This window comes from Aeromonas sp. CD, from assembly GCF_033349375.1.
GTDB classification, from domain to species: domain Bacteria; phylum Pseudomonadota; class Gammaproteobacteria; order Enterobacterales; family Aeromonadaceae; genus Aeromonas; species Aeromonas hydrophila.
The window spans coordinates 1,301,859-1,323,743 of the sequence record NZ_CP137631.1 but is presented as its reverse complement, the minus strand read 5'-3'; the positions used below and the strand labels follow the sequence as shown (position 1 = coordinate 1,323,743).

The following is a 21,885-nucleotide window of genomic DNA, read 5'->3' as shown; positions in this document are numbered from 1 at the left end:
GAGCATCCCGCCGGACAGGCGCAGCTTCCCCGCCTAAAGCAACCGGTTCAGCCCTGCCCGAGCCAGTCGCGCAGCACGCTATCCCGGTCCCCGTCCAGCGCCGGCGAGGCGCGCCCGTAGCGCACCGGGGTGGCCGACAGATGCAGCGGATTGGCCAGGGTGGGCAAGGGCTGCTCGCCGCGCTGCACCTGCTGCACCCAGCCGCGCACCGCCCCCTGCTCGAGGGCGAACAGGGCATCCAGGGTAAGGATGGGGCCGCCCGGCACCCCGGCCGCCTCCAGCATGGCACTCCACTCGGCGCTGCTGCGCGCCAGCAGCCGCTCGGCAATCAGGGCATTGAGCCGGTGGCGCTGGCGCACCCGGGCGCTGTTGCTGGCAAAATCCGGGTCCGTCGCCCAGCCGGGTTCCCCCAGCAGGGCCGCCAGCGCGGCAAACTGGCCGTCGTTGCCCACCGCGAGGATCAGATGGCCATCCCGGGTGGGATAGACGTCGTAGGGGACGATATTGGGGTGGCCGTTGCCAAGACGCCCGGGCGCCTGACCGGTGGCGAGATAGTTCATCGCCTGGTTGGCCAGCACCGCCACCGACACGTCGAGCAGGGCCAGATCGATCTGCTGCCCCTCTCCGGTCCGCTCCCGGTGGCGCAGGGCCGCCTGGATACCTATGGTGGCGTAGAGGCCGGTGAGGATGTCGACGAGCGCCACCCCCACCTTGACCGGCCCGCCGCCGGGGGCCTCGTCCGGCTGGCCGGTGATGCTCATCAAGCCGCCCAGCCCCTGGATCAGCAGATCGTAACCGGGTCGCTGGGCCCAGGGGCCGTCCTGGCCAAAACCGGTGATGGAGCAGTAGATGAGCGCCGGGCGGCGGGCCTTGAGGCTCGGGTAATCCAGGCCGTAGCGCGCCAGCCCCCCCACCTTGAAGTTCTCGATCACCACGTCGGCCCGGTCCACCAGGGCCAGCAGGGTCTCGCGATCGCGGGCCAGGTCGAGGGCGATGGAGCGCTTGCCCCGGTTGGCGGCATGAAAGTAGGCCGCCTCCCCCGCCACCAGCTCGGGCGGGCCCCAGTGGCGGGTGTCGTCACCGCGCCCGGGGGCCTCCACCTTGACCACGTCGGCGCCGAGATCGGCAAGCAGCTGGCTGGCCCAGGGGCCGGCCAGCACGCGGCTGAGATCCAGCACGCGCACGCCGGCAAGGGGCCCCATCACTCAAACGCCTGCAGGTCGGTCTGGGCCCGCCCCAGGATCAGGGCGTGGATGTCGTGGGTCCCCTCGTAGGTGTTGACCGCCTCCAGGTTCATCACATGGCGAATGACGTGAAACTCGTCGCTGATGCCGTTGCCGCCGTGCATGTCGCGGGCGACGCGGGCTATCTCCAGCGCCTTGCCACAGCTGTTGCGCTTGATGAGCGACACCAGCTCCACCGGGCAGTGCCCCTCGTCCATCAGGCGCCCGGCCTGCAGGCAGCCCTGCAGGCCGAGGGCAATCTCGGTCTGCATGTTGGCCAGCTTGAGCTGAAACAGCTGGGTGGCGGCCAGCGGGCGGCCGAACTGCTGGCGATCCAGCCCGTACTGGCGGGCGGCATGCCAACAGAACTCGGCGGCGCCAAGCGCCCCCCAGGCGATGCCGTAGCGCGCCTTGTTGAGGCAGCCAAACGGCCCCTTGAGGCCGCTCACCCCCGCCAGCCGGTTCGCTTCCGGCACGAAGACCCGCTCCATCACTATCTCGCCGGTGATGGAGGCGCGCAGGGAGAACTTGCCCTCGATCTTGGGTGCAGAGAGCCCGGCCATCCCCTTCTCCAGCACGAAGCCGGTGATCTCGCCATCCAGCTTGGCCCACACCACGAACAGATCGGCGATGGGGGAGTTGGTGATCCACATCTTGTTGCCGGTGAGCAGGTAGCCACCGTCGACCCGTTCGGCGCGGCTCTTCATGGAGCCAGGGTCGGAACCCGCATCCGGCTCGGTGAGGCCGAAGCAGCCCACCAATTCACCCCGGGCCAGCCCCGGCAGCCAGCGCTGGCGCTGGGCCTCGTCGCCATAGGCGTGGATCGGGTGCATCACCAGGGACGACTGCACGCTCATGGCCGAGCGGTAGCCGCTGTCGACCCGCTCCACCTCCCGGGCGATGAGGCCGTAGGCCACGTGATTGACCCCGGCGCAGCCGTACTGCTCCGGCAGGGTGGCGCCGAGCAGCCCCAGCTCCCCCAGCTCGTTCATGATGGTGCGGTCAAACTGCTCGCGGCGGTTCGCCTCCAGCACACGGGGCATCAGCCGTGCCTGGCAGTAATCGCGGGCGGCGTCGCGGATGAGCCGCTCCTCTTCGCCGAGCTGGCCATCGAGAAAGAAGGGATCTTGCCAATCAAATCTGGTACGCGTCATAAAGCACTCCATGCCATGCAAAAGAATCATCAAAGGGTCTCTTGTGGACCCACCTTAACCACGAAAAAGCTCGGGTAACAAACACCTCAGCCTGCCTCCCGCAGCGCCCGATAGAGGGTGGTGCGGCTGATGCCGAGCCGGCGCGCCGCCTCGCTCACGTTGCCATCGCACTCTGTCAGGGTCTGCTGCACCCGTTGCCGGTTCTGTTGGCGCAATGTGCTGCCTGCCACCACCGTGGTGGCGGCCGGCGCCACGGCCACGGTCGGCAGATGCAGGTGGGCGGGCTCAATCCAGCCCTGCCCCTCCGCCAATACGCAGGCTACTTCCAGCGCCTGCTTGAGCTGGCGCACGTTGCCGGGCAGCGGGTGGGCCAGCAGTTGGCGCTCGGCCTCATCGGTCAGGCGCAGGGCAGGATCCATCTCGGCCAGCAGCCGCCGGACCAGCGCCTGCCGCTCGCGGGGCGGCCAGTCGCGCAGCGGCGCCAGCAGTTGCCGCCAGCCGCAGATGCGGTAGTAAAGATCTTCGCGAAAGGTGCCGGCCGCCACCATGGCCGCCAGATCCCGATGGCTGGCGCTGACCAGCCAGAAATCCACCGCCTCGGGTCTGTGGCTGCCAACCGGAGTGACGGCACGCTCCTGCAGCACCCGCAGCAAGCGGGTCTGGGCCAGCAGCGGCAGCTCGCCGATCTCGTCCAGCATCAGGATGCCGCCGTGGGCGGCGCGCAGATACCCCTGGCTGCCCTGGCTGCGGGCACCGCTGAAGGCCCCGCCGACGTAGCCAAACAGCTCGGCCTCCACCAACTCCGCCGGCAGGGCGCCGCAGTTGACGCACACCAGCGGTTGCGCCCGCCGGCTCGACTGCCCGTGCAGTTCGCGCACCAGGTGCTCCTTGCCGCTGCCGGTCTCCCCCTCGATGAGCAGCGAGATGCCGCGCTCCAGCATCTTGAGCGGCACCTGCTGGCCGTGCGAGCCGCCGGCATCGGCCGGCAGGCCAGGCAGGGTCGCCACGGGGCTGGCCTCCGGCACCAATCGCAAGCCACGCCGATCCCGCAGCAGCTGCTTGCCGTCGAAGGGGTGCTGGCCAAGCCAGAGCCGACCGGCCCGGTTGGCCCCGAGCAGCTCGCCCTCCTCCCCCAGCAGCAGACGGGCGGACCAGAGACTCTGGGGCTCGAGATCCACCAGCCAGCCCGGCTGACGCGCCAGCAGCGCGTTTTCCAGGGTCATGGCCAACAGCCGCACCGTACCCAGCATGTCGCCATCGTGATGAGCCGCGTCGGTGGAGATGTCGAGCACCCCGAGCACTTGCCCGTCTGGCCCAAGCAACGGGCAGGCGCTGCAGCTGAGAAAGCTGTGCTGGGCGAAGAAGTGCTGATTGCCGAGCACCTGCACCTCGCTCTGTTCGGCCAGCGCGGTGCCGATGGCGTTGGTGCCCTTGCTCGCCTCCCCCCAGCGGGCGCCGCTGCGCAAAAAAATGCGCTCGGCGTGGCGGGCGAAGCCGTCGTCACCGCTGGCGGCCAGGATGGCGCCCTCGCCGTCGCACAGCAGCAACCGACAGGGGCGCCCTGCCAGCAACTGGCCAAACAGCGGCAACACGAAGCGCTGGAAGCTGGCGATCAGCACCCTGTGCTGCTCCTGACGGGCCGACAGCTCCCCCTGGGGCAGCAAGTCCAGCTCGGCGCTCTGCCGGCGGCTCAGCCCCTGATGCAGGCAGCGCTGCCAGGAGCGCTCGATCGGGCTGGCACTGGATTGAGATAATTCGCTCATCATGCCTCCTGTTCACAAACGGCACGCATGGGGCCGGCCAATGTGGATAACACGCTCATCACGCCTGTTCACAAACGGCACGACTGTCACGGTCACTGTCCAGAATTGGCACAGTTTCCTCACCTTCACCCTGGTCATTGGTTAACCAAGATACGCTGCCGCACCCCGTTTGATAACGTTTTTGTAACTTTTACTGTGCTGGTCAGACCCTCTGGCACGTCCCTTGCGATACACAGCTGCAACCGGGTTGCCCGCCAGCCCGGTCAGGACCACACACATAAAGGATGATGAGATGATTTATACCGCTCCCGGTCAGGCAGGTGCCCTGGTCAGCTTCAAGTCCCGTTACGACAACTTCATCGGTGGTGAGTGGGTGGCGCCGCGCGCCGGCCGCTACTTTGAAAACATCTCGCCGGTGGACGGCAAGGTGTTCTGCGAAGTGGCCCGCTCCGACGCCGCCGACATCGAGCTGGCGCTGGACGCCGCCCACAAGGCGTTCGCCAGCTGGAGCAAGACCAGCGTCACCGAGCGCAGCAACCTGCTGCTGCGCATCGCCGATCGCATCGAACAGAACATCGAGGTGCTCGCCATCGCCGAGACCTGGGAGAACGGCAAGGCGGTGCGCGAGACCCTGGCCGCCGACCTGCCGCTGGTGGTGGATCACTTCCGTTACTTCGCCGGCTGCATCCGCGCCCAGGAGGGTTCGGCCGCCGAGCTGGATCAGAACACCGTCAGCTACCACTTCAAGGAGCCCATCGGGGTGGTCGGCCAGATCATTCCGTGGAACTTCCCGCTGCTGATGGCGGCCTGGAAGCTGGCCCCGGTGCTGGCGGCCGGCTGCTGCAGCGTGCTCAAGCCCGCCGAACAGACCCCGATCACCATCATGCTGATGATGGATCTCATCAAGGACATCCTGCCTGCCGGGGTGGTCAACGTGGTCAACGGCTTCGGCGCCGAGGCGGGCCAGGCGCTCGCCACCAGCAACCGGATCCAGAAGCTGGCGTTTACCGGATCCACCGAGGTGGGCGCCCATATCCTGCGCTGCGCCGCCGACAAGCTGATCCCCTCCACCGTGGAGCTGGGCGGCAAGTCCCCCAACATCTACTTCGCCGACGTGATGCAGCACGAGAGCAGCTACATCGACAAAGCGGTGGAAGGGATGTTGATGACCTTTTTCAACCAGGGCGAGGTGTGTACCTGCCCCTCCCGCGCCCTGGTGCAGGCCAGCATCTATGACGACTTCATGGACAAGGTGCTGGCCCGCGCCCGCACCATCGTCCAGGGCAACCCCCTCGATACCGCCACCCAGGTCGGTGCCCAGGCGTCGCGCGAGCAGTTCGACAAGATCCTGAGCTACATGGAGATCGGTCGTGGCGAAGGGGCCAAGATGCTGATCGGCGGCGGCCCGGCCAGGGTGAGCGGGCTGGAGGGGGGCTTCTACATCCAGCCCACCATCTTCTCGGGTCAGAACAAGATGCGGGTGTTCCAGGAGGAGATTTTCGGGCCGGCGCTCGGGGTCACCACCTTCAAGGACGAAGCGGAGGCGCTGGCGATTGCCAACGACACCCAGTACGGGCTGGGGGCGGGCCTGTGGACCCGCGACAGCAACCTGGCCTGGCGCATGGGGCGTGGCATCCAGGCCGGTCGGGTCTGGGTCAACTGCTACCACGCCTACCCGGCGCACGCGGCCTTTGGCGGCTACAAGAAGTCAGGGATCGGCCGCGAGACCCACAAGATGATGCTGGACCACTACCAGAACACCAAGAACCTGTTGGTGAGCCACGACATCAATCCCCTCGGCTTCTTCTAAGCCCCTCCCATGATCAACAAGGGCGCCTGCGGGCGCCCTTTTCATTGCCAGAGCGCTCCTTGCTAGAGCGCCGCCTGCCCGGCGCCGATGCCCAGCTGCTGGCGATAGCGCTGGGGCGAGCAACCCAGCTCGCGGTTGAACATGGCGATGAAGGCCGAGGTGGAGCCGTAACCGAGCCGCCAGCCAATCTCCTGCACCGGCAGCTCCCCCTTGAGCCAGGCCAACGCCTTGAGCAGCTTGAGCCGGGCCCGCCACTGGCCGAAGTTCATCCCCAGTTCCCGCACGCAGCGCCTGGCCAGGGTGCGCTCGGTGGTGTGCAACTGCTCGGCCCATTGGGCCAGGGTACGCGGGTCGGCGGGATCGCTGTAGAGCGCCGCCAGCATGGGAGCCAGCAGCTTGTCCTGGCTCATGGGCAGGTAGCTGTCCTGGCAGCGGGTGCGGGTCAGCTTCTCCACCAGCAGCTCGGCCTGGCGCACGTCCCACTCATCCTCCATATGGCCCAGCTTGCGATCGCAAAAATCCGCCAGGATGGCGCGGATCAACGGGGTCATCTGCAGCAGCCTGGGCTCGGCCGGCAACCGCGCCGCCAGGGCGTGATTGACGTAGATGGAGGTGTAGTCGAGGGCCTGCTGGTTGTAGGAGGCGTGTTCCAGATCCGCCGGCACCCAGATGAGGTAGTCAGCCGGCGCCACCAGCCGGTGATCGTCAAGCACTATCTCCATCACCCCCAGACTGATGAGGCTGAGCTGGCCCCAGGGGTGGCTGTGGGGCGCACATGCGCTCTCGGCCTGGATCTGCTGGTAGCGTAGATAGAGCGGATTGGGCTCTGGCAGATGCAGGTCCGTCGGATGGTAGTGACGTATGGCCATGGCGGGCTAATTGTCCTTTGCGCGGGATGATTTGTCAGTTTTACGTTACTTGATATCAGAAAGACAAGGGTAGACTGGCTACCTCGATAATAAGGAGTCTTTGATGCGTATCTTCTACCCGCTGATGTTTCCGCTGCTCGCCGTGCTGATCTGGGCCACCAATACCGTGGTGTCCAAGGCCGCCGCCGATGTGCTGGATCCCGCGGCCATCTCCTTCTACCGCTGGGTGATCGCCGCGCTGGCACTGACCCCCTTCTGCCTGCCGCAGCTGTGGCGCCGCCGTGGCGAGATCCGCCCCTGGCTCGGCAAGCTGCTGGTGCTGGCGGCCCTTGGCATGGTGCTCTACCAGTGCCTCGCCTACTACGCCGCCCACACCACCTCGGCCACCAACATGGGGGTCATCGGCTCCCTTATCCCGCTGCTGACCCTGCTGCAGAGCGCCCTCTTCTTCGGCCAGCGGCCGGGCAAACAGGCGCTGCTCGGCATGAGTATCTCCCTGTTCGGGGTGTTCTGGCTGCTGAGCCTGGGTCAGCCGCTGGCGCTGCTGCACGACGGCATCAATCAGGGCGACGGCCTGATGCTGCTCGGCTCCGCCAGCTACGCCCTCTATGGCCTGTTGATCCGCCGCTGGCAGCTGCCGTTCGGCCCCTGGCTCAACCTCTACCTGCAGATCCTGCTGGCAGTCTTGCTGCTGATCCCGGTGGCCCTCAGCGCCGAGTCGCTGGCGGTGCCGGCCGAAGGCTGGGGTCTGGTGCTGTTTGCCGGCATCGCCTCCTCCCTCTTCGCCGCCTACTGCTGGATGCGCGGCCTCGCCTGCATGGGGGCGGAGCGCACCTCGGTGTTCATGAATCTGATGCCGCTGTGCACGGCGCTGATCGCCGTCATCAGCCTGGGGGAGCCCATTCACGGCTATCACCTGCTGGGGGGCGGTCTCATCCTGGCAGGGGTCATGCTCTCCCAGTTCAAACCGAAGGCCCGCCCAGCCCTGCTGGAAGAGGCCTGAGCAGCCTGCCACACCGGCTTTCGCGCCAACGATAGACACAAAAAAGGGAGCTCAGGCTCCCTCTTTTGTTGGTATGCATCCGCATGCGGCAAACGGCTCAACTGCCCCGCCGCCAGTGGTAGCGGCGCTCGGGCCGGCCGCGCTGACCGTAGTTGAGATCCACGTCCACCCGGTCCTCCGACTCCAGATACTCCAGATAGCGGCGCGCCGTGGTGCGGCTGAGTGACAAGCGCAGCGCCACCGTATCGGTGGAGAAGGCGCTGTCCGGCTCGCCCGCCAGCAGCTCCAGCACCTGGCGCAAGGTAATGGCGTCTATCCCCTTGGGGGTGTCGCGCACCTCGCGCCCCTGGGGCCTCACCTTGCCCATCAAGCGGTCCAGGTCGCTCTGCTCGAGGGAGCCGCGCTCGCAGATGCGCCGGTGCAGGGTGAGGATCTCGTCCAGGCTCTGCTGGATGCGAAACAGCCGCAGCGGTTTGATGATGTAATCCTGTACCCCCTGATTGAGGGCCTGCTGGATGGTCTCCACGTCGCAGGAGGCGGTCACCATGATGACGTAGGCTTCGCGGTTGTGGCTGCGCAGCCGGTTCACCCACTCCAGGCCTGAGCCGTCAGGCAGCGAGATGTCCACCAGCAGCAGTTGCGGCTGGGCCGCGCGCATCATGAGATCGGCCTGGGTCAGGCTCTCGGCCCGACCCAGCAGGGAAAATCCGGGGGTGGAGGAGACCAGCTCGGCCAGAATGGATCCTATCCGTTCGTCATCCTCGATCACCAGAGTGAAAATGGGCTCCATAGATCACACCAATTGGTTTTTATTCAAGTAGATACCGAACAGCGTCGTCTGTTCGGCGGTGCGGCGCCATTCTATCACACCCCCTCGCCTGGCCACCGTCTCCTTGACCAGGAACAGGCCGACACCGTGATCACCGGTCTGGCGACTGATGCCGTAATCAAACAGATGATCCGCCAGCGCCTCGTCCACCCCCTCGCCGCTGTCCTCCACCTCGATCACCAGCCGGCGCCCGAAATCATTGAGGGAGATGAGCACCCGTGGCGGACACTGCTTGCGCCGGGCCCAGGCGGCGCGGATGCCGTTGTCCAGCAGGTTGCCGATGAGGGTGATGAGATCCGCCGACACCGCCGCCGGGTACTCGCCCAGCGCCGAATCGGGATCCAGCACCAGCTCCACCCCGAGCTCGCGGGCCCGGCTGAACTTGCCGAGGATGAGCCCGGCCACCGGCTTGTCCTCGATGGCCCGCAGCAGATCGTGCAGCATGGTCTGGCACGCCTCGCTCTCCTGCTGGATCAGCTCCACCGCCTGCTCCACGTGGCCCAGCTGCAGCAGGCCGGAGAGGCTGCTGAGCTTGTTGGCGAACTCGTGGGTCTGCATCCGCAGCATCTCGGCATACTGGCGCAGGTGAGTCACCTGCATGCCGAGGCTGCCGGTCACCTCGGGGCGGCTGAAGATCAGCAGCCGACCGGGGATCTTGCCCTCCACCGCCTGCCAGCGCCCGATGAACGACTCGCCGTGCACGGTGAAACCGAGCTCGGTCTCGAGCTGGGTCAGGGCAGGGGCGAGTGGCGGCGACAGCTCAGCCAGTGGCTGGCCGAGCAGGGAGTGGCGGCCGGTGCCGGGCAGGCGCAGCTGGTAAAAGGCGGCGCTGTTGAGCATGCGGATGTGGCCGTGACTGTCGAGGGCGATCACCCCCTCCGAGATGTGCTCCAGCACCAGCTCCTGCAGCACGAAGCGGTTGACGATGGTCTCCGGCTCCAGATCCAGCAGGGTGCGCCGCAGCCGATGCTGGATCCAGAGCGCCAGCAGCAGGCCGCAGCCCAGCACGGCGCCGATGGCGCTGATGAGCAGGGCGATCCGATCCAGATAGATGCCCTCCACCGTCTGCATCAGATAGCCCACCACCACGGCGCCGATGGCGCGCCCGTCCGCCCCGATCACCGGGGCGAAGCAGCGAATGGCCGGTCCCAGGGTGCCCACGTCCTTGGAGCAGTAACTGCTGCGCTCGTTGAGGGAGGGCCAGATATCCTCGCCGCGAAACAGGCCGCCCACCAGCTCCGGGGAGGGGTGGCTCAGCCGGCGGGCGTGCTCGTCGGTCACCACCATGTAGGCGGCGTCGGTGCGGCTGCAGATCCCCTGCACATAGTCGCGCAGACCCGGATCGCTGCCCCACTCCAGCGCCTGTACCACTCGGCTGTCCGCCGCCAGTACCCGCGCCAGATCCCCCCCCTTCTCCTCCAGGTTCACTTCCAGCAGGTGGCGGATAAAGAGCGCCAGCAGGCTGCCCAGGATGACGATCAGGAGCAGTGACAGGCCCAGAGAGAGGGTGACCAGTTGGTGACGCAGTTTCATCGATTAGCCTTGCAACATCAGGACGCGGACCAATAGTGCGGGCGCCACCAGGTCTGGTCAATCAAAGGTGCGGGATCACCGGCAAAATCCGCCAGCCCCTCGGCACGGGCACACAGTGCCACCGCCCTCGCCACGGCGCGGGCCACCTCCCCCACCTGCTCAATGGGGGGCAGCAGCCGCCCTTCGGCCAGCGGATAGGCGCCCACCGCCTGCACCGCCGCCCGCAGCATGCCGTCGCTGATGCGCCGCGCCTTGACCGCGCAGGCTCCGAGGCCGATGCCCGGGAACACATAGACGTTGTTGCACTGGGAGACAACTCGCGGCACGCCGTCCACCGCCACCGGCGGGAAGGGGCTGCCGGTGGCGAGCAGGGCGCGCCCGCCGGTCGCCTGCCACACCTGGGCCGGGGTTGCCTCGGCGCTGCGGGTGGGGTTGGAGAGCGGCAGGATCACCGGCCGTTCGCACACCTCCCCCATGGCCGTCAGCACCGCCTCGTCAAACAGGCCGCCCTGACCGCTCACCCCGATCAGCACCCCGGGGCGCAGCCGCTCGATGAGCGCGGCCAAGGAGTTGCATGCCTCCGCCGCCGGACGGGCGAACGGCTGCTGGGCCGGGGTGAGCCCGGCGCGGCCCTGGCAGACCAGGCCATCCTGATCAAACAGCTGCACCCGCTCCGTGCTGCCCGCCAGCTGGGCCAGCATGGCGGCGATACCGCAGCCGGCCGAGCCGGCCCCGACGATCAGCACCGGGGTCTCGGCCAGTGTACTGCCCGCCTGCTGCAGGCCGGCCAGCACGCAGGCCGACGCCACCGCCGCCGTGCCCTGGATGTCGTCGTTGAACATGCAGAGCTCGTCGCGATAGCGGGCCAGCAGATTGGCGGCATGCTTGCCGGCAAAGTCTTCAAACTGCAGCACCACCTGGGGCCAGCGTTTGCGAATGGCGGCTACTACCTTGTCCATGAACTGGTAGTAAGGCTCGCCATCCACCCGCGGCGCCTGCCAGCCGAGGTAGGAGTCATCCTCCAGCAGCTCGAGGTTGTTGGTGCCCACGTCCACGCACAGCGGCAGGGTGCGCGCCGGGTTGATGCCGCCGGCGGCGGAGTAGAGCGCCAGCTTGCCGATGCAGATCCCCATGCCACCGATGCCGAGATCGCCGAGCCCCAGCACCCGCTCGCCATCGGAGATGACGATGACATCCACCTCCTGCTCCACCACCGCGAAGATGTCGTCCAGCTCGTCCCGGTCGTGCCAGGAGAGGTAGAGGCCGTGGCTGCGCAGATAAAGGTCGCTGTGGCGCTGGCACGCCTCCCCCACCACCGGGGTATAGATAATGGGCAACAGCTCCGGCAGGTGGTGGCGCACCAGCTCGTAGAACAGTACCGGGTTGTCCTCCTGCAGCTGGCGCAGCAGCAGGTGCTGATCAAACGGGCTCTGCATAGCCGAAACCAGCCGGTAGATGCGGCGCCGCTGCTGGGCCAGCGACTCCTCCTTGTGGGGCATGCGCCCCATCAGTCCCTGTCGCTTGCGTTCGGCATAGGGCAGGCTGGTACCCATCATGATGTCGTTCATTGGTCTGTTCCTTATGCCAGCAGCGAAATGAGCAGGGTGGCCAGGATCAACATGACGGCCCCCCCGAGACGGGAAGAGATCTGGGCAAACGGCATCAGCGTCATGCGCTGGGCCGCCGAGAGCACGGCCACGTCGCCGGTGCCCCCCATGTTGGCCATGCACAGACCGCCAGTGATGGCTGCCTCGATGGGGTAGAAGCCGATCATCCGCCCCACCAGCGCCGCCCCCAGGGCACCGCCGACCACGGTCACCAGCACCAGCACGAAGTAGCTGACGGAGAAGGCGCTGATGAGCTCGGGAATGCTGGTGTAGGCGACACCGATCCCCACCAGCAGGGAGGGAGTCAGGTTGCTGACCACGAACTGGTACCAGTCGGCCGCCGCCTGCTCGTAGCGACGGGGCAGCAGGCCGCTCACCTTGATGACGGCCACCGCCAGGATCATCAGGGCGAAAGGGTGCATGGGGATGAAGTTGCCGAGCAATGAGCCCAGCACGAACATGCTGGAGCTGATGAAGAGCCCGAGGCCGAGGCTCTCCAGCGTCGGTGCCTGCACCTTCTCTTCGGCCACGCCAACGGCACTCTCTTTTATCATCAGCTTGCCGTTGCCGGTCAGGGAGGGGTAGCGGCGACCGAGGCGGGCCAGCAAGGTCCCCACCAGGATGGCCAGGGTGTTGGCGATCACCACCGCCGGCACCATGCGCGACAGCAGATCGGCACTCGACATCTGCAGCGGCCCGGAGAGGATCTCCACCAGCGGCACAGCGCCGGCCCCCATGCCGCCGCCCATGATGGGCAGGCCGATCAGCAGCACTGCATTCTTGAAGCCATATCCCATCAGGGCGCCCACCAGACCGACGCTGAGCAGCGCCAGCGCGACGCCCCCCAGGATCACCGGCAGGTAGCGCATGGCGGCGTTTTTCAGCAGGGCGCCGCTCATGCCGAACACCGAGCCGGTCACCAGGCTGGCGATGAAGAAGTTGAGAAAGCCCCCCTCCTTCATGAAGCCGATGATCACCTGGCCCGCCTCGACGGGCAGGATCCGGTATTCAAACAGGGCGGCGCCGCCGAAGATGGCGAGTATGGTGCCGCCACCCAGGTATTCACGGATGGGGATGATGCGCTCGCCCAGCTCGGTCAGCAGGGTGCCGAGCACGAACATCAATGCCAGCGCACCGACCATGCCGAGTGGTAAAGAGCCGTTCCAGCCCGAGAAGAGTACGCAGGTGGCAAGCCCGAGGAAGATCATCATGGGCATGCCGGCAATCTGTCGGTCGCCAAACAGCGCGATCCGGGTCTGTGGGGTAGAGAGGTTTTTCATTGTTATGCTCCAGCGTGTGGTGTGGCGCCACTCTAGCCATCTCTCTCGCCCCTGTCGGTTAGCCTGTCTGCAAAGGCATATAAAAACATTAAATTCTTAAACGTTATGGCTGGCAGAGGATGCCGCCAGGCCTATCGTTGGCATTATTAAGACGCACTATTTTGCCGTGCCAATCAAATCGTCGGACACTCATCCATCAATGCCAACAGGTTCTTGATGGGGCCATTATCAAATAACGATTAAATAATGGGCGGCATGCTTCTCAATAATGGGAAACCATGCTTTCCCCGCTCCATGCTATTTCGACAGATCACAAGCAAGGATTGAGTGGCGATCTCAAGATCGGTAAATCCCAATCAGATAAACCGCCGCAGACCGGAAGAGACAACTGGAAGATTGTGGGCGTGCGATCACGCCGAGACCCGCAAAGAGGATCTGCCCATGGCAGGCCGTACCTACCTCTGGGGAGCGTTTGAGCCGATACAAGCGGGCCCTGCAACAGACCGTCAGATGATGATGACGGCCTCATGACACCAACCGAAAAACTATTCGGCTAATAACAGTGGAATATTGGCAGGGTCAAATTCATGACAGGTTTCGGTACTTTCCAGGCTGAGCCCATAATGGCCATCGGCAACATATTCCACCTCCACCAACAGGCTCTCGATGGAGAAATGGTGGTCACCCGATTCATATCGTTCCACAGCTATCGTCTCCCTGTTTAGCTGACCCATCAATATTAGTGGATAAAAAACAGTCTGCCGAATTCAGATAATATTTTTCTGCTGCCAACATTCTCGGCCATGGCTATTCCAAGGCTATTTTCAGCACGGATTGGTGAGATGATTTGGTTATTTCGCCGGCCCATGGCGGGAATGGTTCACCCAAATAGGCTCGTGGCAGACACGGGTGGCTGCCGGCGGGGTGCTCAGACCCAGCAGACAAGCTCCACAAGAAACCTACCTCCAATTTTCATAAACAAGATCATGATCACACTATTTACTTAGCCTGCTAAACAACTACAATGCTTAGCAAGCTAAGTAAATGGAGAGCCTCATGATGAAGGATCTGGAAATGCTGCGCGAGCTGTCCCTCGCCGAACGGGTCGGCCGACTGCATCGGCTGTGGCGCACCGTGGCCGATCTCGAACTGGCCCCCCTCGGCCTCACCCATCCCCGCTGGACGGCGCTGTGGAAGCTGAGCCGGCTCGGTGGCCATCTCAGTCAGAAGACCCTGGCCGAAGCGCTGGAGATCGAACTGCCCTCCCTGATGCGCACCCTGGGCCAGCTGGAAGAGCAGGGGCTGGTGGAGCGCCACTGCTGCAGTCAGGACAAGCGGGCCCGCATCGTCACCCTGACCCCGGCCGGCAAGGCGCTGCTCGACCAGATTGAAGATCGCATCATGGAGATACGCCGGGAGCTGCTCGCCGGCATCAGCCAGCGGGAGCTGGAACAGTTTGAAGATATCGTGCACCGCATCTGTGCCAATGCCCTCGGCAAGATAGGTGCACAGAGTGAAGAGAGAGAGTGAAATGACCCCGGATCAACAATTCAAGCGCTGGATAAAATGGGCCATGGGCGCCTTCGTACTGGTCTTTGCCTACTTCCTGCTGGCCGACCTCAAGATGCCGCTCACCCCGCAGGCCATGGCGACCCGCGTCGTGACCAAGATGGCGCCCCAGGTCAGCGGCAAGGTGGTCGAGGTGGCCGTCGGCAACAACCAGCACGTCAAGCAGGGCGACCTGCTGTTCGTGCTCGATCCCGCCCCCTTTGAGCTGGCGGTGGAGCAGGCCCGCCTCGCCCTGGCCCAGGCCGAGCAGCAGAATCGCCAGCTCGATGCCACCCTCAATGCCGCCAGCGCCGACTTCAGTTCGCTGCAGACCCAGGCCGCCCTCAAGCTGCGGGAAGCGGAGCGCATCGACGCCCTCTATCGCCGCCACATGGTCTCCGAGCAGCAGAAGGATGATGCCGACAGCGCGTTTCGCACCGCCCAGGCCAACCTGCTGGCCAGCAAGGCCCGCATGACCCAGGCCAGGGTCAACCGCGGTCTGCCCGGCGACGACAACCTGCTGCTGCGCCAGGCCCGCAACCGCCTCGCCCAGGCCGAGCTCAACCTCGCCTACAGCCGGGTGCACGCCAGCCAGGACGGCATCATTACCAACCTGCAGCTCAAACCGGGCAGCTTTGCCGCGGCGGGCGCACCGCTGCTGGCGCTGGTCTCCGAGCAGGTGGACGTGATCGCCGATTTTCGCGAGAAGAGCCTGCGCCACGTCAATCAGGACAGCCAGGCACTGGTCGCCTTCGATGGCGAGCCGGGTCGCCTCTACCCCGCCCGGGTCACCAGCCTGGATGCCGGGGTCAGCGCCGGCCAGTTCGATGCCAACGGCCTCCTGGCCAGCCCCACCGAGTCAGATCGCTGGGTGCGCGACGCCCAGCGTCTGCGTCTGCACCTGGCGCTGGAACAGCTGCCCGCCCATCTGCCGGCCGGCGCCCGTGCCACCGTGCAGTTGCTGCCCGACAACGCCCTGACCGGACTGCTGGCCCGCGCCCAGATCCGCCTGCTCAGCCTGCTGCACTACATCTACTGAGGTGACGGCAATGACGCTATGGCACAGGCCCCTTACCGCCAACGAACTACGCCAATGCCTGCGCATCGCCTTTGGCAGCACCACCGGCTTTCTGCTCTGCAAGCTGTTCGGCTGGAACTACGGCGTCTTCTATACCGTCACGCCGGTGCTGCTGCTGGGCATGGTGCCGGTGATGAACGGCCATGCCGCCCGCCAGCTGATCGCCGCCGCCGTGGTCTGCGGGCTGGAAGTGGGGCTGCTGGGGGGGCTGTTTGGCGGCCATCCCGGTCTGATGGTTCCCATCGCCTTCCTGCTGTTTCTCTACCGCTTCGCCGCCATGTCGCGGGGCAGCCTGTTCCTGTTCGGTGCCAACGGGGTGTTGAGTCTCAGCATCATGCTGCACTTTGCCAGCTACCCGCAGACCGATCTCAACGACCTCATCTTCAGCAACCTGTGGGCCAGCGTGCTGTCGGTGCTCATCGCCTACCTGATGACGGCGCTGATCCCGGACGTGGAGGAGCGCCCCAAACCGGCCCCCTCTCCCAAGGCACCGCACCGGATGCGGCACGAGGCGCTGCTTGGCGCCAGTATCGCCACCCTCTCCTTCATGGTGTTCCAGATCTTCGATCTGCGGGACTCCATGTCGGCCCAGGCCACGACCCTGCTGGTGCTCTTCCCCATGCATTGGGATGGCGCCCTGAGCTATGCCCGCAAACGGGCCATGGGCACCCTGCTCGGGGTGAGCTTCGGCCTGGTCAGCCAACTGGTGCTCTACGACTGGTCGGGGCTGCTGTTGCTGGTCGCCCCCATGCTCTGGCTCGGCGCCATGCTGTTCAGCCATGCCCACGTGAAGGAGGCGAGCGGTTCCGGGGTCGGCTTCGGTGCCCTCACCACCCTCGGCATCCTGTTCGGCCAATACCTGACACCGGGCAACGATCTGGTGTTCAGCGCCCTCTACCGGGTCAGCAGCATCTTGTTTGCCATCGTCGCCACCCTACTGGCCTGTTACCTCATCCACCGACTGCTTAACCGCTTCGAGGCCACTCGGTTCGGTTATTGACCCCCTGTTGTTAGCTCAAGGATGTGCTGCCTTTCGCCCCGCTATGCCTACCGGGGCGTTTTTTTGCCTTCCGTTTGGCGGCACCTGCGGCCAGCCCCAGCAACTATGCTTGCTAGGGCAGTCGGCAACAGGAGAGAAACCATGGCACGAGCAGCATACATCCACTGGTTGGCAATCACTCTGCTGCTGGGGATGACCTGTGCCCGGGCAGAGCAGGTGCTCATTGCCGCCGAGGATGACTGGGCCCCCTACTGCGCCCTCGACAAGCAGAGCGGTCAGCCGCAGGGGCTGGCCCCCGAGCTGGTGAAGGCGGCCTTTGCCGCCGAGGGGGTCGACGTCGAGTTTCGCACCATCCCCTTCGCCCGCTGCATGTACGAAGCGCGCAGCGACAAGGTGCTCGGCTGCTTCGATGCCACCATCACCGAGGAGAACCGCTACCAGTACTTCTGGCACGAGACTCCCATGTTCGAGGAGGATCTCGCCATCTTCGCCCTGGCCAGCGAAGCGCGTCGGGATCTCAAGCTCACCTCGCTGGAACAGAAGACGGTGGGCATCACCCTTGGCTACACCTACCCCACCGATTTCATGGAAAACCCCAGGATCACCCGCTTCCAGGCCAAGTCCGACGCCCAGATCATCGAGATGCTGGTGCGCGGCCGGGTCGACTACATCCTGATGAACGAGATGCCGGGCTACCTCAAGATCCAGCAAAAACAGCTGAGCGGGAAGGTGGTCAAGGTGGGCAAGATCTCCACCGACGGTTTCTGGCTCGCCTTCTCCCGCGCCCACCCCCAGGGCGAGGCGATGGCCAAGCGCTTCGAGGAGGGGCTGCAGAAGATCCGCAACAACGGCACCTACGAGGCGCTGGTACGGGCCTTCGAGGCCCGACTCGGCCTGCATTGAGCCGCTGCTCATTAGCGCTTCTTTTGACGCCCATGGACGCATATCGACGCAAGCCGGGTCGAGGCGCATTGCGCCCCTTTGGCAAGCTGTTAGGATCACGCCCGGATGACACCGATGGAGAATCAACATGAAGCACGCCAACCTTCTGCTGCTGGGCATCACGAGCCTGACCCTGCTGAGCGGCTGTGAACGCGGCGCCGGCACCCTGGGCGTGACCGGTGGCGACCCCGTCACCTATCTGTGTGAACAGGGCAAACGGGTGCAGGTACGCTACTTCGCCCTCTCCGATCAGAGCCTGAACTTCGTCAAACTGGCGCTGCCTGATGGCAAGGATTACACCCTGCCGCAGAGCGTTTCCGCCTCCGGCGCCCGCTACACCGACGACCATGAGGCCGTCTGGTGGAACAAGGGAGATGAAGGCTTTGTCGAGATGCGCGACAAGGACGGCGAGTGGCAGAGCGTCTACACCGACTGCAAGCAGCAGTGAGCCTCGCCGCCATGGCACCTCGCAACAACAAAACACCCCAGCCAGGCCGGGGTGTTTGTCATCTCACGTCGACTTCATATCGGACCAGCACCCGCACCGGGATGGCTTGCGGATTCTGTTCGGACACCCGATAACGCACCTGCGCCAGCCCGGAGATGGCGATGAGATCGAGCACGCCAGGCGGCTCGGATGCCAGCACCTCGGGGCTGAACAGCTCGCCATTGGAATCGATGAGATAGCGAAGCGTCACATAGCCCTTCACCGGCCTCTCCTTCGGCAGCCCGCCGACCGGATTGAAGTCGCCTATCTGCTCCACCTGAACCCAGTATTTGGGCAGCTCTTCCCAAACGATATCCACCGGAGGCTGATTCAGCTTCGCGGTGGGGCTGGCACAGCCCCCCAGCAGACCGAGCACAGTGCCCAGCAGCAAGACCTTCAAACCCATTCAACACTCCTTGTTGAGTCAGATCAGAGGGGTCACCCCTCCCCGGCAGGGTTGCCGGCCTGTTACTGTAACAATCGGAACCCGTTTGGGCAGCATAAAAAAAGCCAACCCCATCGGGTTGGCTTTTAGCAAAGCGGCTCAGCGTCAGCCGCGCTTGTCGCTGACCACCAGCCAGAGCGCATGCACCATGCCGGGCAAACCGCCGAGCAGGGTCAGCACTATGTTGATCAGAAAATGCAGGCTGAAGCCCACCTGAAGAAAGGCGCAGACCGGGGGCAGAAAGATGGCCAGCAGGATCTTGAGCAGATTGTTCATCTCGGATTTCCTCGTCAACGATGTCGCAGGGATAGCAATGGGCTAACCATAAACATCCCTGGCTTCAACTGCAAACCAGACAGGGAATGCGCTCACCCCCTTCCCGCCAGGCGTTGAGGTCGTGGATAACCTGATTGCTGCTGCCGCGCCAGAGCAGGCCGGGATCCGCCAGCCCCTTCTCGAACTTGCCGTCCACCAGCACGTCCAGCAAGGCCACCAGCTCGCTCTGGGCCGGGCTGAGCTCGCCAAGCAGATAGCCGGTCCAGCACCAGATGTCCTTGCCGGGGCACTCGGCGCGCACCCGTTTCACCAACGCCAGCACGTGGGGCACGTTGGCGGGGTGGAGCGGATCGCCGCCGGAGAGCGACAGCCCGCGCCGCTTGATGCGCGTGTCGTTGAGATCAGCGATGACGCGATCGCTCATCGCCTCATCGAACGGCTTGCCGCCATCGAGCCGCCAGGTGCTCTGGTTGTAGCAGCCGGGGCACTGGTGCTCGCAGCCCGAGACGAACAGGGTGGCGCGGGTGCCGGGGCCGTTGATCACATCGACCGGGTAGTATTGGTGGTAGTGCATCTTCTCTCTCTATTGCGGCCCCTCCTCGCCGGCCCTTCTCCCACTATTTGCAACGTGAGCAGGAGAAGGGAGCAAAGCGGCGCCAACAGCACCTCGGATGGTTCCCTCTCCCTTTGGGAGAGGGCTAGGGTGAGGGCTCGGCCTACATATGTTTGACGCGGCGCTTCACCTCTTCCTGCTTGCCCGCGTTGAAGGGGCGTGCATCCGGGCTGCCGAGGTAGCCGCAAACACGGCGGGTCACCGACACCTTGGCCGGGTCGTGGTTGCCGCAGCGCGGGCAGGTGAAGCCCTTGGAGGTGCACTCAAACTCGCCGGTGAAGCCGCAGTCGTAGCACTCGTCGATGGGGGTGTTGGTACCGTAGTAGGGCACCTTGTCATAGCTGTAATCCCAGACGTTTTCGAGCGCTTCCAGGTTGTGCTGGATATTGGGGTACTCGCCGTAGCAGATGAAGCCGCCGCTGGCGATGGGCGGATAGGGCGCCTCGAAGTCCAGCTTGTCGTACGGATTGACCTGCTTCTCCACATCGAGGTGGAAACTGTTGGTGTAGTAGCCCTTATCGGTCACCCCCGCCACCACGCCAAACTCTTTGGCGTCGATGCGGCAGAAGCGCGAGCAGAGGTTCTCGCTCGGGGTGGAGTAGAGGCTGAAGCCGTAGCCGGTCTCCTCCTTCCACTCATCGGTCGCGGCCTTGAGCCGCGCAATGATGGCGATGGCCTTCTGCTGCAGTTCGGCGCTGTCAAACAGGTGCACCTGATCGCCAAACAGGGCGTTGATGGTCTCGTGTACCCCGATGTAGCCAAGGGAGATGGAGGCGCGGCCATGCTTGAAAATCTCGCTGACGTTGTCGTCGGCCTTCAGACGCACCCCGCAGGCCCCTTCCATGTAGAGGATGGGCGCGACCCGGGCCTTGACCCCGTCGAGGCGCTTGATGCGGTACATCAGTGCGGTCTTGGCTACCCGCAGGGCGGCATCCAGCTTGTCCCAGAAGTCCGCTTCATCGCGGGATCTCAGGGCGATGCGCGGCAGGTTGAGGCTGACCACCCCTAAGTTGTTGCGCCCTTCGTGGACCAGCTCGCCGTGCTCCTCGTAGGCACCGAGGAAGGAGCGGCAACCCATGGGGGTCTTGAAGGAACCGGTCACCTTGACCACCTGGTCGTAGTTGAGGATGTCCGGGTACATCCGCTTGGAGGCGCACTCCAGCGCCAGCTGCTTGATGTCGTAGTTGGGATCGCCCTGCTTGTGGTTGAGGCCATCCTTGATGGCGAACACCAGTTTCGGGAACACGGCGGTCTTCTTGTTCTTGCCAAGGCCGGCGATGCGGTTGCTCAAGATCGCGCGCTGGATCAGACGTGACTGCCAGCTGTCGCCGAGGCCAAAGCCAAAGGTGACGAACGGGGTCTGACCGTTGGCGGTGTGCAGGGTGTTCACTTCGTACTCCAGCGACTGGAAGGCGTCGTAACACTCCTTCTCGGTGCGGGCCATGGCGTAGGCATCCACATCGCTGATGCCCCACTCCAGCGCCACTTCCCGGTGCTTCTCCCAGCTGATGGTCACATAGGGAGCCAGCACTTCGTCGATGCGGTTGATGGTGGTGCCGCCATAGATGTGGCTCGCCACCTGGGCGATGATCTGGGCCGTAACCGCGGTGGCGGTGCTGATGGACTTGGGAGTGTCGATCTCCGCATTGCCCATCTTGAAGCCGTGGGTCAGCATCCCCTTCAGGTCGATCAACATGCAGTTGAACATGGGGAAGAAGGGGGAGTAGTCGAGATCGTGGAAGTGCAGATCGCCGCTCTCGTGCGCCTGGACCACATCGCGGGGCAGCATGTGACTGGTGGCGTAGTGCTTGGCGACGATGCCCGCCAGCAGGTCACGCTGGGTCGGGATCACCTTGGAATCCTTGTTGGCGTTCTCGTTGAGCAGAGCCGCGTTGGTCTGCTCCACCAGGCCGCGGATCTCCTGAGCCAGCCGGCCGCGGGCCTCGCGGGCCTGATCCCGGTCGTGACGGTATTCGATGTAGGCACGGGCGATGGCCTTGTCGTCGGAGGCCATCAGGTGGTTCTCGACCCGGTTCTGGATCTCATGGATGTCTACTTCCCCTCGTCCTTCCAGCTCCTGGGTGACGGCGGCGGCAATGCGCTCGGCCAGCGCCGGACTGGCCTGATTGACCGCTTCTGCCGCTCGGCCCACCGCCTCGGCAATCAGCTGGGCATTGAATGGTGCGCGACATCCATCACGTTTGATCACAACCGGTTTCATGGATTTTCCCCGTTAAAAAGGCCAGGCTCTCGCCCTCGGCTTACCCTTGTTTGGCCCCCTCCTCCACGCCTCGTCCTCGGCGCAAATAAATTCAGCCGAGGCTTGACAAGCCAGGGCTGACGATGAGAAGGGAACAGCTTAATAACACAACATATAGGGATTAAAAACGAATGCAGCCCTATATGTGGTGTCTATTAGGCACCA

20 protein-coding genes are annotated in these 21,885 nt (G+C 64.7%); 7 read left to right on the top strand and 13 right to left on the bottom strand.

The features are described from left to right. Nucleotides 1–47: 47 nt before the first annotated feature. The 3 genes from R2E40_RS06155 to R2E40_RS06145 form a co-directional block, all read right to left on the bottom strand. Nucleotides 48–1,202: a CoA transferase gene (locus R2E40_RS06155; RefSeq protein WP_318165011.1), complete on the bottom strand. Its 1,155-nt coding sequence runs from the start codon at nt 1,200–1,202 to the stop codon at nt 48–50. Beyond that, entirely contained in the window at nt 1,202–2,377 is a 1,176-nt protein-coding gene (locus R2E40_RS06150; protein WP_318165010.1) for an acyl-CoA dehydrogenase, read from the bottom strand. The genes R2E40_RS06155 and R2E40_RS06150 overlap by 1 nt, the downstream gene beginning before the upstream one ends. An 86-nt stretch (nt 2,378–2,463) precedes the next feature. After that, the gene (locus R2E40_RS06145) at nt 2,464–4,140 is read right to left on the bottom strand and encodes a sigma-54-dependent Fis family transcriptional regulator (protein WP_318165009.1); all 1,677 of its coding nucleotides are present in this window, start codon (nt 4,138–4,140) and stop codon (nt 2,464–2,466) included. Nucleotides 4,141–4,432: 292 nt separating this feature from the next. Here R2E40_RS06145 and R2E40_RS06140 point away from each other — a divergent pair, with 292 nt between their 5' ends. Further along, the gene (locus R2E40_RS06140) at nt 4,433–5,950 is read left to right on the top strand and encodes an aldehyde dehydrogenase family protein (RefSeq protein ID WP_318165008.1); all 1,518 of its coding nucleotides are present in this window, start codon (nt 4,433–4,435) and stop codon (nt 5,948–5,950) included. 62 nt (nt 5,951–6,012) lie between these two features. On the opposite strand, the gene R2E40_RS06135 is transcribed toward R2E40_RS06140, so the two are convergent. Continuing rightward, nucleotides 6,013–6,819 (bottom strand): helix-turn-helix transcriptional regulator, encoded by an 807-nt coding sequence (locus R2E40_RS06135; RefSeq protein WP_318165007.1) that lies wholly within the window; start codon nt 6,817–6,819, stop codon nt 6,013–6,015. A 103-nt stretch (nt 6,820–6,922) separates the two neighbouring features. On the opposite strand from R2E40_RS06135, the gene R2E40_RS06130 reads away from it, so the two are divergent. Further along, nucleotides 6,923–7,822 carry a DMT family transporter gene (locus R2E40_RS06130; RefSeq protein ID WP_276845077.1) on the top strand — a complete coding sequence of 300 codons (900 nt, stop codon included), beginning with the start codon at nt 6,923–6,925 and terminating at the stop codon, nt 7,820–7,822. A 97-nt stretch (nt 7,823–7,919) separates the two neighbouring features. On the opposite strand, the gene R2E40_RS06125 is transcribed toward R2E40_RS06130, so the two are convergent. The 5 genes from R2E40_RS06125 to R2E40_RS06105 form a co-directional block, all read right to left on the bottom strand. Next, nucleotides 7,920–8,612 carry a response regulator gene (locus R2E40_RS06125; protein ID WP_011705161.1) on the bottom strand — a complete coding sequence of 231 codons (693 nt, stop codon included), beginning with the start codon at nt 8,610–8,612 and terminating at the stop codon, nt 7,920–7,922. A 3-nt stretch (nt 8,613–8,615) separates the two neighbouring features. Next, nucleotides 8,616–10,184 carry a sensor histidine kinase gene (locus tag R2E40_RS06120; RefSeq protein ID WP_106552016.1) on the bottom strand — a complete coding sequence of 523 codons (1,569 nt, stop codon included), beginning with the start codon at nt 10,182–10,184 and terminating at the stop codon, nt 8,616–8,618. A gap of 17 nt (nt 10,185–10,201) precedes the next feature. Next, entirely contained in the window at nt 10,202–11,752 is a 1,551-nt protein-coding gene (locus R2E40_RS06115; protein ID WP_318165006.1) for an NAD-dependent malic enzyme, read from the bottom strand. Nucleotides 11,753–11,763: 11 nt separating this feature from the next. Then, nucleotides 11,764–13,071: a 2-hydroxycarboxylate transporter family protein gene (locus R2E40_RS06110; protein WP_318165005.1), complete on the bottom strand. Its 1,308-nt coding sequence runs from the start codon at nt 13,069–13,071 to the stop codon at nt 11,764–11,766. Between the two features lie 545 nt (nt 13,072–13,616). Then, nucleotides 13,617–13,808, bottom strand: a complete 192-nt coding sequence (locus R2E40_RS06105) for a hypothetical protein (protein WP_269383956.1) — start codon at nt 13,806–13,808, stop codon at nt 13,617–13,619. A 319-nt stretch (nt 13,809–14,127) separates the two neighbouring features. Between R2E40_RS06105 and slyA the strand changes: the two genes are divergently transcribed. The 5 genes from slyA to R2E40_RS06080 all read left to right on the top strand — a co-directional run bounded on the left by slyA (nt 14,128) and on the right by R2E40_RS06080 (nt 18,087). Then, on the top strand, nt 14,128–14,601 hold the full coding sequence (gene slyA / locus R2E40_RS06100) for a transcriptional regulator SlyA (protein WP_010634735.1): 474 nt from the start codon (nt 14,128–14,130) through the stop codon (nt 14,599–14,601). A gap of 1 nt (nt 14,602) precedes the next feature. After that, nucleotides 14,603–15,658: an HlyD family secretion protein gene (locus R2E40_RS06095; protein ID WP_016349913.1), complete on the top strand. Its 1,056-nt coding sequence runs from the start codon at nt 14,603–14,605 to the stop codon at nt 15,656–15,658. 10 nt (nt 15,659–15,668) lie between these two features. Next, entirely contained in the window at nt 15,669–16,697 is a 1,029-nt protein-coding gene (locus R2E40_RS06090; RefSeq protein WP_011705154.1) for a DUF2955 domain-containing protein, read from the top strand. Between the two features lie 141 nt (nt 16,698–16,838). Continuing rightward, complete coding sequence (locus R2E40_RS06085) at nt 16,839–17,600, top strand: substrate-binding periplasmic protein (RefSeq protein WP_318165004.1); 762 nt, start codon at nt 16,839–16,841, stop codon at nt 17,598–17,600. Nucleotides 17,601–17,727: 127 nt separating this feature from the next. Further along, entirely contained in the window at nt 17,728–18,087 is a 360-nt protein-coding gene (locus tag R2E40_RS06080) for an MliC family protein (RefSeq protein ID WP_318165003.1), read from the top strand. Nucleotides 18,088–18,145: 58 nt separating this feature from the next. Here the strand turns inward: R2E40_RS06080 and R2E40_RS06075 are convergent, their stop codons facing one another. The 4 genes from R2E40_RS06075 to nrdD form a co-directional block, all read right to left on the bottom strand. Then, on the bottom strand, nt 18,146–18,532 hold the full coding sequence (locus R2E40_RS06075) for an energy transducer TonB (RefSeq protein ID WP_318165002.1): 387 nt from the start codon (nt 18,530–18,532) through the stop codon (nt 18,146–18,148). Nucleotides 18,533–18,676: 144 nt separating this feature from the next. Further along, entirely contained in the window at nt 18,677–18,847 is a 171-nt protein-coding gene (locus R2E40_RS06070; protein ID WP_005303354.1) for a YqaE/Pmp3 family membrane protein, read from the bottom strand. A 64-nt stretch (nt 18,848–18,911) separates the two neighbouring features. After that, nucleotides 18,912–19,421 carry an anaerobic ribonucleoside-triphosphate reductase-activating protein gene (nrdG, locus tag R2E40_RS06065; RefSeq protein ID WP_318165001.1) on the bottom strand — a complete coding sequence of 170 codons (510 nt, stop codon included), beginning with the start codon at nt 19,419–19,421 and terminating at the stop codon, nt 18,912–18,914. Nucleotides 19,422–19,563: 142 nt separating this feature from the next. After that, on the bottom strand, nt 19,564–21,681 hold the full coding sequence (gene nrdD / locus R2E40_RS06060; RefSeq protein WP_168756104.1) for an anaerobic ribonucleoside-triphosphate reductase: 2,118 nt from the start codon (nt 21,679–21,681) through the stop codon (nt 19,564–19,566). Nucleotides 21,682–21,885: the final 204 nt, after the last annotated feature.